The sequence below is a fragment of the Roseibium sp. MB-4 genome (genome assembly GCF_053005265.1).
Genome location: NZ_JBRKQB010000003.1, coordinates 603,240 through 615,867, shown reverse-complemented (window position 1 = coordinate 615,867; position 12,628 = coordinate 603,240). Strand labels below are relative to the sequence as shown.

The following is a 12,628-nucleotide window of genomic DNA, read 5'->3' as shown; positions in this document are numbered from 1 at the left end:
GCCAACGTCGGCCTCGTGTTATTGGTTAGCAGGAAGCGTGCCAACTACGGCATTTCGAATTTTTCTCATATTTATCAAAGGCCCATGTGCCTAAGAAACAGAGATGATCTTTTGGCAGCGCAACATGTTTTGGCTGAAAATGAAGGCAGATGATGTTTTTTTGTGCAGCGCAACAGGATGAATTGAATGGCAGGACCGCTCTTGATCATGCCGATTTGCCGATGACCAAATCGGAGTTTCACATTTCGGACATATCGAACAAGCGGATGGTTTGCGGCTTCCCAATCGGCCCAATCCCGAGCGCATCCTCATAAAGGTCAGGCGAAAAGATTTCCGCGGCCTGTCTTTCCGCATCCGGATCGGCCGCCGCTTGCCCCCAGCGTACCATCTGGCTGAAGAACCAGACACCTTGTGCGGGGGACGGCGCTGCGCGCAGTCCGCCGGAAAACGTTAGAAAGTCCGGTATGCTCTTGTGAGTATTTTGACCCAGCTTCATATCTCCGCCAAGGGCTGGCACGCAGAGGTCAGGAGAACAATCGATATACTTCGGGCCTGCGAGAAGCTGTGCAAGTTCGGTCAGATTATCAGACTGTGCGCACCAGTCGGCCGCGGCAGAGATTGCGCGCATCAATGCAAACAAGGTGTCCGGCTGGGCGTTTGCCCATTTCCGAGTGACACCAAGGACTTTTTCCGGGCTATCAGGCCAAATCGCCTGTTTGTAAGTCGCAATCCTGCCCGTGCCAGCTTGAACGGCCGCGGTGTTCCAAGGCTCACCTACGCAATAACCGTCCAATTGACCTGCAGCGAGGGCATCGGCCATCAACTGCGGTGGCACAACGGAGATCTCAACATCAAGATCCGGATCAAGTCCGGCTGCTGCGAGCCAATACCGGAGCTCGTAGGCGTGACCTGAAAAAGGATGAACAACGCCGAACCTCAGCCTACCCTCGCCTCTCTCTTTGCGGGCAGAGAGAACCTTTGCAAACGCCACACCCGTAGAAGCAGGATCGCCGTCCGGGTCAGCACCAAGATCTGCCATTTGCCGCCAAATGGAAGCCGCGACAGTGATGGCGTTGCCGCCGAGACCAAGCACCATGGGAGCCAGCATGGGGACCGCAAGACTGGTCAGGTTGAGGCTTGCAGCGATCGGCATCGGCGCGAGCATGTGGGCAACGTCAAAATGGCCGACAGCCAGACGGTCACGAATGTTCGCCCAGGACGTTTCACGGATCAGCTGAAGCGCAATGCCTTCTCGTTCGGCAAAGCCCTTTTCCTTTGCCGCCACCAACACTGCGCTGTCGAGCAGCGGTATGAACCCGGCAATCACCGGTGTCAGTTTGGTGCCCATAGTCTCCTGCTCTCCCCGATAACCGCCCCTCCCTGGCGTTTCGTCTTTTTCTGCATCCGTCAGTCTCCCAACAGCCCGCTGGCAATGACCAGACTTTGCGCGACTTCAATAATCTTTCGGCTTTGGTTCATCGCCGTCTTGCGCAGGAGGTCATAGGCCTCCTGTTCCGTGAGATTTTTCGACTTCATGAGAATGCCCTTGGCGCGGTCGATGGTCTTCCGGTCCGCCAATTCGTTGCGGGCATCTTCCAAATCCTGGGTAAGTTTTGAAAATGCGCGGAAACGGCTGATGGCCATATCCAGGATCGGCTTGACGCGTTCCCGCTTCAAACCATCAACAATGTAGGCGGAAACACCCGCATCAACTGCCGCCTCAATCGATTGGCTATCGGCCTTGTCGACAAACATCGCAATCGGACGCTGCACAGCCCGCGACACCTGGAACATGTGTTCCAGTCGGTCGCGGTTGGGGTTTTCCAGATCAATGACGATGACGTCCGGGTTGATATCCGCGATTTGCCGGACAAGCCCCTCCATCTGATGCACGAGAATGACTTTCTCATGCCCTGCATCGCGCAATCCCTCTTCAATGATGGATGCGCGGATCTTGTTGTCATCGATGACAAGTATGGATAGCCCGCCCCTCATGCCCGCATTATGCGCAAGGTCATTTTTTATGCAATGCAGAAATGCTGCAGCGCGGCATCAAAACACAATCGCACCTTCTTGCGACGTGATCGCTGCCGGGCTAAAGGCGGTAGCAATAGCAATTTGCGGATCTTGCAGCGGCGAGCCCATACTGTCTTTAAAGGACACACAGGGGCCAAAACCGGATAAGAGGGAAGTCGGATGAAGGTCAATGGAACACAGTACCGCTCGTTGTGGTGGGATGCGGAGTTGAACTGCCTTCAGATCATCGACCAACGTTGGTTGCCGCATGAGTTCAAAACCCAACCAGTGCGGACAATGCAGGAGTTTGCGGACGCGATCGTTGAAATGCGTGTCCGAGGCGCGCCGCTGATCGGCGCAACCGCTGCTTATGGCGTGGCATTGGCCATGGCCAATGATCCCTCTGATGCCAATCTGGACGCCGCCTGGACATTCCTGGAAAAGACGCGCCCCACTGCCATCAATCTGCGGTGGGCGCTAAATAGATGCCGAACCGCGCTCAAACCGCTTCCAGTAGAAGCGCGTGCGGCAGCCGCCCTCCAGCTTGCCCATGACATCGCCGACGAAGATGTCGAGATCAATCGCCGTATCGGTGAAAACGGGTTGAAGCTGATCCGCGACATTGCCGCCAACAAACCGGATGGCGAGCCCGTCCGACTGCTCACGCACTGCAACGCTGGCTGGATTGCAACCGTCGACTGGGGAACTGCGACAAGCCCCATGTATCAGGCCCATGACGCAGGTATTCCGCTGCATGTCTGGGTCGACGAGACACGACCGCGGAACCAGGGGGCCCTCACATCGTGGGAGCTCGGAAGCCACGGCGTTCCGCACACCTACATCACCGACAATGCCGGTGGTCATTTGATGCAACATGGGCTCGTCGACATGGTCATCGTTGGCACAGATCGGACAACCCGACGCGGGGATGTGTGCAACAAAATCGGGACTTATCTAAAGGCACTGGCTGCTCGCGACAACGATGTGCCGTTCTATGTGGCCCTACCCTCTCCAACGATCGACTGGAGCGTGAGCGACGGCGTGTCCGAAATTCCGATTGAAGAACGTTCTGAGCGCGAGACAACCCATATCCAGGGAAAATCGGACGAAGGCGCGATTGGCATTGTGCAAGTCACACCGGATGGCACGTCCGGCGGAAACCCAGCATTTGATGTGACGCCCAACAGGCTTGTAACCGGACTGATTACCGAGCGCGGGATTTGCGAAGCATCACCAGAGGGTTTGGCCGGCTTGTTTCCAGAGATGGCGCAAGCGGCGGAATAGAGAGCGTGGGGCTGTTCAATGGAAGTGCGTCCCCACGATCGGCCCTAGACCACCTTTGCAACGACCGCTAGGCAGTCTCCCATCTTGACCAACCCTGGAAAATGACGGGCCATTAGGATGCCAGATCGTTTGGCCCGGTATTCGATCGGAGCGGCACCAGAGCGCTCCGTCTGCCAGACCCGTGCAATGACCTCACCTTCCGCGATCTCGTCTCCCAGATCAATGACCGGCTCGATCATGCCGCTGTGCTCGCAGAACACGAAACAATCACCATCCGGCATGTCGAGCGTGACACTCGGGTTCAACTCCAACTCGCCTGAGAGGATGCCGGCATGTTTTAGAAGATTGCGCGCGCCCTTCTTGGCCATGCCGATCGATCGCGCCGTGGCTGTGCCGCCGCCGCCAAGCTCGGTCGTGACAAACACCTTGCCCTTTTGCTCGACTGCCGTGTCGAGCATGCCGATACTGTCGATTTCCAACATGGTCGCGGAGTACGGCGCGTTGAAGGCCTGCATCGCTGCGACGCACGCGGCCTGCTGGTCTTTGTTGTCCAGAACGTGCGCGGCTGCAAAGGGCACAAAATCCAGCGTCTTGCCTCCAGAATGGTAATCCAGAACGATATCCGCCATCGGGATCAAAACCGTATCGACGAAATGGGCAATCTTCTGGGTGACGGTTCCGTCCGGCCTTCCTGGGAATGAGCGGTTGAGATTGCCCTTGTCGATTGGCGACGTGCGCGACCCAGCAAGGAGGGCCGGATGGTTGAGAGCCGGAACTATGATGACCCTCCCCCGAATGTCCTTCGGTTTTAGGGTTGCTGCCAGCTGCTGAAGGGCAATCGGCCCCTCGTACTCATCGCCATGATTGCCACCGGTTAAAAGAGCGGTCGGACCATCACCATTCCGCACAACCGTAATCGGGATCATCACAGATCCCCAGGCCGAGTCGTCCCGGCTGTAGGGAAGACGCAAGAAGCCGTGATGAATGCCATCTTGATCAAACGGAATGGTCGGGCTGATCGGATTTCCGGTCATCGATCAATCCTTCACAAACAAGCGCCGGGGCACATCGGCGAGGCATTCCGGTTCGCTCTCGCCAATGACGATGCTTTCCGTGATCTCAAATCCCCAGTCTTCCATCCAGAGGCCGGTCATGAAATGGAAGGTCATGTTTTCTTCCAGAACGGACGTATCGCCGCTGCGCAATGACATGGTCCGTTCGCCCCAATCCGGGGGATAGGACAACCCGATCGGATACCCGGTGCGATTGTCCTTGGTGATGCCATGTTTTTTCAGGACCCGGAAAAACGTATGTGCGATGTCTTCGCACCGGTTTCCTGCCTTTGCGACTTCAAGCCCAGCTTCCAGTCCCTCCAACACGGCCTTTTCCGCATCAAGGAACTTTTGCGGCGGCTTTCCGAGGTAAAGCGTGCGCGAAAGCGGACAATGGTACCGGTTGTGAACGCCCGCTACCTCAAAGAAGGTTCCCTCACCGGCCTTCATCGGCTGGTCATCCCATGTCAGATGCGGGGCCGCAGCGTCACTTCCCGAGGGCACAAGCGGGACAATTGCCGGATAGTCTCCACCTGCATCCAGGAGTGCGTCGTATCGGAGTCCCGCATCATAGATGTCGGCCACAAGATCGCATTTCCGGAGACCCGGTTCTGCCTTCTCCAGAATGCGGGCATGGATTTTCTCCACCTTTTTCCCGGCCATACGCATGTAGTCGAGTTCCGGTGCAGACTTGACCGCCCGCTGCCAATTGACCAGCGCATTGGCATCTTGAAAGTGGGCGTTCGGCAGGTGCTTTTGCAGCGAGGCAAACGCGGCTGCAGAGAAGTAGTAATTGTCCATCTCCACACCGATTTTCAGGTTCGCCCAGCCGCGCTCCTCGATCTTGGCAGACAAGTAGTCCATCGGATGCAGCTCCGTGGACTGAACATAGTGATCCGGATACCCGATGATGTTGGCAGGATCCATGAAACAGGTGCGCAGCGCCCCATTGGCGTCTTGTCCCCGGCCGAACCAGACCGGCTCGCCGTCCAAGGACAACAACACCGCCTGATGAACATAAAAGGACCAGCCGTCGTATCCGGTCAGCCAGTTCATATTGGACGGGTCAGAAACGATCAGCAGCTCTAACCCGGCTGTTTCCATTGCCTTGCGGGTCTTGTCGACACGGCGCTGGTACTCGTCTCTCGAAAAACGAAGCGTGAGTTCAATCATCAAACGATCTCCGGCTCATCATGTGTCGATTGTCGTTCCCGCTTGCAGCGACAGAGCCTGCGCGCGGGCGAATGTTGCAATTGCCGTGTCCTGCACCCCCGTTCCAGTAAGGTCACAGATCGTGATGTCAGCATCGGACGCACGCCCCCTCGCCTGCCCCGCAACGATGTCTCCGAGTTCACTGAAGCTAGCCCCGGCACTGACAGAGCCTGCAGCCAAAGCTGACCGCAGCTCTCCCATCAACTCGGTCTGAGATTGCCGGTCCGGCACATAAAGATCGGCCTGCGCCAGACAGGCCGCCTCCAATTCATTCTTTGTGTGCTGGTCCGACCCCATGGCTGTTATGTGGTGTCCGTCACGCAACCATTCGGCCTTGATGAGCGGTTCGGTGCTCGGGGTCGTGGTGACGACCACATCGGCAGCTTCGACAGCGCCTGCAAGGTCCGAAACCGGCGAGACTTCGATTTCCAGACAGGACGCCAACTCGTCTGCGGCTCCTCGCGCCTTGGATACGTCCCGCGCCCAAATCGCTGCGTGTTTGATCGGGCGCACAAGGCACAGAGCCTGCAGCTGAAGTTTCGCCTGCAGTCCAGCCCCTACAATACAAGCGCTTGATGCCTGTTCCGGCGCCAAGTGTTTAGCGGCAACGGCACCGGCAGCAGCTGTTCGAACTTCTGTCAGATAGCCATTGTCAAGCATCACGGCTTCGACGAACCCGGTCCGTGCCGAGAACAAGATCATCAAACCAGAATTGCTCGGCAGACCAATCTTTGGATTGTCGAAAAAGCCGGGAGATACTTTCAGAGCAAAGCTATCGAGGCCCGGAACATAGGCCGTCTTCGCATCAACTTCGCCGTTGAAGTCGGGAATCTCCATGGAAAGGATCGGCGGCATCACGACCTTTCCACTTGCCAGGGCCGCGAAAGCCCGCTCGATCTGCTCAACGGCATCGTTGTTAAGCGGAACCGCCGTGCGCAGCTCTGTTTCGGTCAGGATGGTGATTTGCGGCATGGATCAAGCTTCCTCGCTGTTCGCGAGATCAACGTCCTCTCCGGAGATAACGCGATTATGCAGGTTCATATCGATATTACAGCCAGTCAGCAGGACAGCGACGGGCCCTCTTGGATTTACTTTTCCGGCTAAAAGCCCAGCAATCCCAACCGCGCCGCTGCCCTCAACGACTTGACGTTCCTGCCAATAGGCATGACGTATTCCAGCTGCAATTTCGGCTTCCGTGAGCAGAACAATGTCGTCCACAAGTTCTCGGGTGGTTTCAAATGTAAACTGATTGTCGAGACCGATGCCGCCGCCGAGCGAGTCTGCGAGGCTGGGCTCTTCGGTGACCTGAACCGGACGGCCAGCTAACAGCGAGGCCGCCATCGCCGCGCCCCGCTCCATGGACAGCCCAACAACTTTCGCCGAAGGCCTTGCAGCCTTCAGTGCAGCGGCAACACCCGCGATCAAACCGCCGCCCGACAAGGGGACAAGAACGGTCTGAACCTCCGGGACCTCCTCCAGAATTTCCAGTCCAAGTGTTCCTTGCCCGCTGATAATGTCTGGATGATCAAACGGCGGCAGAAGTACAAGGCCCTCCTCGAGAACCAGGCGGTCCGCCTCCAATTGCGCTTCGTCCTGGGACACGCCGATTATTCGGATTTCGGCTCCAAGTTTCGCAATCGCATCGACCTTGTTTTGCGGAACCAGGCGCGACATGCAAATCGTACAGGAAATCTCTGCCTTCTTAGCTGCATAAGCCAATCCGCGGCCGTGGTTTCCGGTAGATACACACACGACACCTTTTTTGCGCTGGTCCGCAGTCAATTTTGAGATTGCGTTGGTCGCGCCCCGCAGTTTGAAGCTTCCCGTCGTCTGAAGGTGCTCCAGCTTCAAGAAAATCGGCACCCCGGCTCGTTCAGACAGGCTCTCAGAGGGCACGATGGGTGTGCGCCGGATGTGCGGCTTGATCCGCTCTGCGGCCGCCAAAAAATCAAACTGATCGATACTATGGTTCACGCTGATCACCTGATCCAAATGGGAGGGCGATCTGCATGCCAGCTGCTTTTCACTATCCGCTCCCGTGTTTCTCAAGGAATGAGAGTGAAGCGCAATAAATATCAGGTCAATCGAAACATTAAATCATGACATTTTTCGCTTGATCACTTCACTTCGTTACAGCGCGAAAATCTCCGCTTCCGGTTTGCTGTGACACAGCACAGCGAGCTGCTGCATTCCGAAAATGAACTGGTCTTCCGCCATATTTCCCAAGCAAATCCGCACTCCGGGGGCCGCGGCTACCCCCGGCAAGGCGAAAGCTGATCCCGGAGCGACAACAATCCCTATTTGACGCGCGGCTTCAATAAAGCTGTCTTCGCCCCATCCATCCGGCAACGGCAGCCAGATATGCAATCCGTTTGGGCTGCTGTTGAATGGCACCCCCGCTAGAAGCTCATGCGCCAACGTGTTGCGCTGCTTGAGGGCCGTTTTCTGCCAGGACAGCAACTCGTCAGCCGTTCCGTCTTCAATCCACCGCGCGGCCAATTCAGCCATGAAGGGAGTAGCAATCCAGTCCATCACCAGATGACGATTTGAGGCCGCGGACGCAAACACCTCTGGCGCGACCAGATAACCGTGCCGCAAGCCCGGCAACAGGCACTTTGTGAAGCTGGTGAAATAAAAAGTGCGCTCTGGAGCCAGAGCTGCAATCGGCGGTAGCCGCCGCGGCTGCAGAGGTCCCCAAGCGTCGTTTTCAATGATCAAAAGATCGTACTTCCGCGCGCGTGCGACCAGCTGTTCACGCCGCTGCAAGCCCATGGTCAAGGCCATCGGCCCCAGGCCATTCGGCAATAGGAATAATGCCTTAACGGGCTTTTGACGGCACAACTCATCAAGTGCTGCGGGTAGAATTCCCTCTTCGTCCACCTGCAGACCGGCCAAGTTGAAGTTCATGTACTGCGACAGTCTGGAAAGCGGGTAGTGACAGACCGCATCGGTCGCGATCACCTCGCCACCATCAACAGCCGTCATAAGGGCAATCGCCATGGCCGAACTGCTGCCATTCGTCATGATGATCTGATCTGAAGAACAAGACAGCCCGCACTGCTCCAACCAGGAGACAGCTGCTGGCAGATACGGCCGCAAGGTCGTTGCTGGCCGAAAGGAGAGCAGTGCGCTTTCGCTTATATCGCTCGAAAGACCACTCAGAGCCCGGCGCATACAATCCATGTGCAACCGGCCAGTGACTGGCTTCAAGTTTGAGAAATCGACAAGCTGATCCCCGATGAGATGCGGAAGATACGGCGGCGACGTTTCCATCGGCCGCGCGTTTACATATGTCCCCCGGCCAACCTCTCCTTTGACAAGCCCGCGGCGGATCAGAAGATCATAAGCCCGGCTCACGGTTTGAACACTGATTGCAAGCTTGTAGGAAAGGTCCCTGTGCGGCGGCAGTTTTTCGCCGCCTGCCAGGTCTCCGCGCTTGATTGCCGCACTGAGCCAGTCCGCCAGGGACCGGTAGGCAGGACGATCAAGTTTCTTTGGTAGAGCATTCCATATTGTCATGATTTTAAGCTTATCTTTTTCATGACAATTGACAAGCACTGACCGCGTGCTCATGGTCACAGCATGACCTTGAAACTCGACGATCGCGATCTGAAAATCCTCTCTACCCTGTCCAAGGAGGGGCGGCTTTCCAAAGCCGAGCTTGCAAAGCGCGTCAATCTTTCGCCCACCCCGCTTTGGGAGAGACTGAAGCGCCTTGAAAAGCACGGGATTATCTCGGGATACCGTGCCGAGATCTCACTCAAACAGGTCGCTCCTCATATAGAGGTGTTTGTAACCGTTGAGCTGGAAGACCACCGGTCAGAGAGCTTTCAACAGTTCGAACGCATGGTTGATCTACATGATGAGATCGTTGCCTGCTGGGCGATCGGCGGCGGCCTGGATTATATCCTCAACATCGTCACCAGAGACATCGACAGCTACCAACGGCTCATCGACACACTCCTCGCCGGGAAAACCGGGCTGGCGCGATATTACACCTATGTGGTCACAAAACCGGTGAAAACCCGCGCCCAACTCCCCTTGCACAGCCTCTTGCAAGACGATCCTGTAAGCAATCCAGCGCCAAACAGATAAATCGTCCTGCGCGCCATCCAAATACAGAACTTTCGTCTGCCGGTCTCCGCCTAACGTTTGCTCACGCAATCGGAGACCAGAACGATGACCCTAGCTCTGCAGCACGAACCAGCTTCAGCGAATTTGGCCGACATGCGCCTCTTGCGCTCCTTTTCCTATGTCGATGGGCACTGGGTGGCAGGCGCGGACAACGCTGCTTTTGAGGTATCCGATCCGGCAACTGGAGCAGTTATCGGGGATGTTGCCCAACTGACCGCTGGAGATAGCGCCGCTGCGGTCGACGCCGCGACGAGAGCGTTTCCGGGCTGGGCTGCGCTCATGCCGCAAGATCGCGCGCGCATTTTGCGCCGCTGGTTCGAGCTGATCATCGAGAACAAGGAAGATCTGGCTCAGCTCATGACACTGGAGCAGGGGAAGCCTCTGTCGGAAGCACGTGGTGAGATCGACTATGGTGCATCCTTTGTCGAGTTTTATGCAGAAGAAGCAAAACGCCCAAACATTGAAGGGATCACGTCCCATCTGCCGGATGCAGAAGTGGAACTCTGGATGGAACCGGCTGGTGTTGCCGCGCTGATCACGCCCTGGAACTTCCCGCACGCAATGATCACGCGAAAGGCTGCGGCAGCTTTGGCCGCAGGGTGCCCGGTCCTCGTTCACCCGTCGTGTGAAACACCTTACTCAGCACTCGCCTTGGCCGAACTTGCTGAACGGGCAGGTTTTCCGGCCGGGGTCTTTAACGTGATAACAGGGAAACCGGAGACGATTGTCGCTGCCTGGATGGATGACACCCGCGTTCGGGTCGTCTCCTTTACAGGCTCAACGGAAGTCGGCCGGCTGCTCTACCGGCAAAGCGCAGACACAGTCAAAAAACTCGTTCTGGAACTTGGGGGACATGCCCCCTTTCTGGTCTTCGCCGACTGCGACCTCGACCGGGCCATTGATGAAGCGATCAAAGCGAAATTCGCAACATCCGGACAAGACTGTCTCGGCGCCAACCGGTTCTTCGTGGAACGACCCATCTACGACGCATTCTGTCAGGGTTTCGCAGCGCGGACGCAGCATCTCTGCGTCGGACCTGGCATCACGGATCCCGACATCGGCCCTTTGATGAACCGGGCTGCTGTCAACAAACAGGAAGCACATATTGCCGATGCACTGGAGACCGGTGCCGAAGTCTTATGTGGCGGTGGACGCCATCCTGCGGGAGACCTCTTTTTCCAACCAACCGTGTTGAAGGACGTTCCGGCTAACGCCCTAATCATGCGGGAAGAAACTTTCGGTCCGGTCGCCGCGATCTGCCCCTTTGACGATGAAGACGACGTCATCGCCCGCGCGAATGCGACCGACTACGGGCTGATTGCTTATGTCCACACCAGCGATCCTCGCCGGATCTACCGGGCGAGCCGGCAACTCCAATTCGGGATGGTTGCAATCAACCGCACCAAGGTGACCGGCGCACCCATTCCCTTTGGCGGGATGAAGCAATCCGGCATTGGCCGCGAGGGTGCGCGCATGGGCATGGCCGAATTCATGGACATCAAATACGTCTGCCGTGACTGGGCGTAAAACTTCAAAGAAATGAGGACTAAGATGCTGCGCAACGACACGCTTGATCAATGGGATCGTGAAAACTTCTTTCACCCCTCAACGCACCTCGCCCAACACGCGCGCGGTGAAGCGCCAAGCCGGGTCGTAGAAACCGGTTCAGGGGTCTATATCGAGGATCGCAACGGCACCAAACTGCTTGATGCGTTTGCCGGACTTTACTGCGTAAACGTTGGATACGGCCGATCTGAAATCTCAGATGCAATTGCGGAACAAGCCAAGAAGCTGGCCTACTACCATTCCTATGTCGGTCACGGCACGGAAGCCTCGATCACGTTGTCCAAGATGATCCTCGACCGTGCACCCGACAACATGTCGAAGGTTTACTTCGGTCTGGGCGGCTCCGATGCCAACGAGACCAACATCAAGCTGGTCTGGTATTACAACAATATCTTGGGCCGGCCAGAAAAGAAGAAGATCATATCGCGATGGCGCGGGTATCATGGCTCTGGCCTGATGACAGGGTCGCTGACCGGTCTGGAGCTCTTTCACAAGAAGTTTGATCTGCCCCTGGCGCAAGTCCTTCACACGGAGGCTCCTTATTATTTCCGCCGCCCCGACACAGCCATGAGCGAAGCGGAGTTCGTGGCCCATTGTGCTTCAGAACTGGAAGCCATGATCGAGCGGGAAGGCCCGGAAACAATTGCCGCTTTCATCGGCGAACCCGCGCTCGGAACAGGCGGACTTGTGCCGCCGCCGCAGGGCTATTGGGAGGCCATCCAGCCGATCTTGAAGAAACACGACATTCTTTTGATTGCTGATGAAGTCGTCACCGGCTTCGGCAGGCTTGGATCGATGTTTGGTTCCGAACACTACACCATCGAAGCTGACATCATCACGATTGCCAAAGGTTTGACGTCCGCCTACGCGCCATTGTCCGGCTCCATAGTGTCCGACAAGGTCTGGAAAGTCCTGGAGCAAGGTACGGATGAAAACGGACCGATCGGCCACGGCTGGACCTATTCCGCGCATCCGATTGGAGCGGCCGCAGGTATCGCAAATTTGGAACTGGTCGACAGCCTTGGCCTCGTAAAGAATGCAACAGTAATGGGCACTTACATGAAGGCTGCCCTTCAAGATGCCCTCGGTGATCATCCCAATGTCGGCGATATTCGCGGCGAAGGCCTTCTTATGGCGATTGAGTTTGTCGAAGACAGATTTTCAAGGACATTCTTTGATCCGGCGCGAAAGATCGGCCCAACTCTTGCCGGTGAGCTCTTGAAACATGGCGTCATTTCCCGAGCCATGCCGCAAGGCGACATTCTCGGATTTGCGCCGCCGCTTTGCATAAACCAGGCTGAGGTCGACACAGTCGTGAGCGCAACCAAAGCAGCAGTGAACACCGTATTGGCAACTTGACGAGA

11 protein-coding genes are annotated in these 12,628 nt (G+C 56.7%); 4 read left to right on the top strand and 7 right to left on the bottom strand.

All coding sequences use genetic code 11. The features are described 5' to 3' along the window. Nucleotides 1-238: 238 nt before the first annotated feature. Both ACVDG4_RS19360 and ACVDG4_RS19355 read right to left on the bottom strand, forming a co-directional pair. The gene (locus ACVDG4_RS19360) at nucleotides 239-1,348 is read right to left on the bottom strand and encodes a CmpA/NrtA family ABC transporter substrate-binding protein (protein ID WP_447236314.1); all 1,110 of its coding nucleotides are present in this window, start codon (nucleotides 1,346-1,348) and stop codon (nucleotides 239-241) included. Nucleotides 1,349-1,407: 59 nt separating this feature from the next. Beyond that, complete coding sequence (locus tag ACVDG4_RS19355; protein WP_133948643.1) at nucleotides 1,408-1,995, bottom strand: ANTAR domain-containing response regulator; 588 nt, start codon at nucleotides 1,993-1,995, stop codon at nucleotides 1,408-1,410. A 201-nt stretch (nucleotides 1,996-2,196) separates the two neighbouring features. Here ACVDG4_RS19355 and mtnA point away from each other — a divergent pair, with 201 nt between their 5' ends. Beyond that, nucleotides 2,197-3,300 carry an S-methyl-5-thioribose-1-phosphate isomerase gene (gene mtnA, locus ACVDG4_RS19350; RefSeq protein ID WP_447236313.1) on the top strand — a complete coding sequence of 368 codons (1,104 nt, stop codon included), beginning with the start codon at nucleotides 2,197-2,199 and terminating at the stop codon, nucleotides 3,298-3,300. Between the two features lie 44 nt (nucleotides 3,301-3,344). Here mtnA and doeB read toward each other — a convergent pair whose 3' ends face one another. The 5 genes from doeB to ehuR all read right to left on the bottom strand — a co-directional run bounded on the left by doeB (nucleotide 3,345) and on the right by ehuR (nucleotide 9,083). Further along, nucleotides 3,345-4,334, bottom strand: coding sequence for a N(2)-acetyl-L-2,4-diaminobutanoate deacetylase DoeB (gene doeB, locus ACVDG4_RS19345; protein ID WP_447236312.1), 990 nt, complete (start codon nucleotides 4,332-4,334; stop codon nucleotides 3,345-3,347). A gap of 3 nt (nucleotides 4,335-4,337) precedes the next feature. Further along, nucleotides 4,338-5,525, bottom strand: coding sequence for an ectoine hydrolase DoeA (doeA, locus tag ACVDG4_RS19340; protein WP_447236311.1), 1,188 nt, complete (start codon nucleotides 5,523-5,525; stop codon nucleotides 4,338-4,340). Between the two features lie 18 nt (nucleotides 5,526-5,543). Further along, entirely contained in the window at nucleotides 5,544-6,536 is a 993-nt protein-coding gene (locus ACVDG4_RS19335) for a cyclodeaminase (protein ID WP_447236310.1), read from the bottom strand. 3 nt (nucleotides 6,537-6,539) lie between these two features. Further along, nucleotides 6,540-7,538 (bottom strand): hydroxyectoine utilization dehydratase EutB, encoded by a 999-nt coding sequence (gene eutB, locus ACVDG4_RS19330; RefSeq protein ID WP_447236309.1) that lies wholly within the window; start codon nucleotides 7,536-7,538, stop codon nucleotides 6,540-6,542. Between the two features lie 156 nt (nucleotides 7,539-7,694). Then, complete coding sequence (gene ehuR / locus ACVDG4_RS19325) at nucleotides 7,695-9,083, bottom strand: MocR-like ectoine utilization transcription factor EhuR (protein WP_447236308.1); 1,389 nt, start codon at nucleotides 9,081-9,083, stop codon at nucleotides 7,695-7,697. Between the two features lie 63 nt (nucleotides 9,084-9,146). On the opposite strand from ehuR, the gene ACVDG4_RS19320 reads away from it, so the two are divergent. The 3 genes from ACVDG4_RS19320 to ACVDG4_RS19310 all read left to right on the top strand — a co-directional run bounded on the left by ACVDG4_RS19320 (nucleotide 9,147) and on the right by ACVDG4_RS19310 (nucleotide 12,623). Beyond that, entirely contained in the window at nucleotides 9,147-9,659 is a 513-nt protein-coding gene (locus tag ACVDG4_RS19320; RefSeq protein WP_133948655.1) for an Lrp/AsnC family transcriptional regulator, read from the top strand. Between the two features lie 84 nt (nucleotides 9,660-9,743). Continuing rightward, a complete protein-coding gene (locus ACVDG4_RS19315) occupies nucleotides 9,744-11,225 on the top strand; it encodes an NAD-dependent succinate-semialdehyde dehydrogenase (RefSeq protein ID WP_447236307.1) in 1,482 nt (493 codons plus the stop codon). 24 nt (nucleotides 11,226-11,249) lie between these two features. Then, nucleotides 11,250-12,623: an aspartate aminotransferase family protein gene (locus tag ACVDG4_RS19310; RefSeq protein ID WP_447236306.1), complete on the top strand. Its 1,374-nt coding sequence runs from the start codon at nucleotides 11,250-11,252 to the stop codon at nucleotides 12,621-12,623. Nucleotides 12,624-12,628 lie beyond the last annotated feature (5 nt).

Bases quoted from the DNA above. Each gene is read 5' to 3' on its own strand.
- ACVDG4_RS19360 (WP_447236314.1), bottom strand. From the start codon at position 1,348: ATGGGCACCAAACTGACACCGGTGATTGCCGGGTTCATACCGCTGCTC.
- ACVDG4_RS19355 (WP_133948643.1), bottom strand. From the start codon at position 1,995: ATGAGGGGCGGGCTATCCATACTTGTCATCGATGACAACAAGATCCGC.
- mtnA (WP_447236313.1), top strand. From the start codon at position 2,197: ATGAAGGTCAATGGAACACAGTACCGCTCGTTGTGGTGGGATGCGGAG.
- doeB (WP_447236312.1), bottom strand. From the start codon at position 4,334: ATGACCGGAAATCCGATCAGCCCGACCATTCCGTTTGATCAAGATGGC.
- doeA (WP_447236311.1), bottom strand. From the start codon at position 5,525: ATGATTGAACTCACGCTTCGTTTTTCGAGAGACGAGTACCAGCGCCGT.
- ACVDG4_RS19335 (WP_447236310.1), bottom strand. From the start codon at position 6,536: ATGCCGCAAATCACCATCCTGACCGAAACAGAGCTGCGCACGGCGGTT.
- ehuR (WP_447236308.1), bottom strand. From the start codon at position 9,083: ATGACAATATGGAATGCTCTACCAAAGAAACTTGATCGTCCTGCCTAC.
- ACVDG4_RS19320 (WP_133948655.1), top strand. From the start codon at position 9,147: ATGACCTTGAAACTCGACGATCGCGATCTGAAAATCCTCTCTACCCTG.
- ACVDG4_RS19315 (WP_447236307.1), top strand. From the start codon at position 9,744: ATGACCCTAGCTCTGCAGCACGAACCAGCTTCAGCGAATTTGGCCGAC.
- ACVDG4_RS19310 (WP_447236306.1), top strand. From the start codon at position 11,250: ATGCTGCGCAACGACACGCTTGATCAATGGGATCGTGAAAACTTCTTT.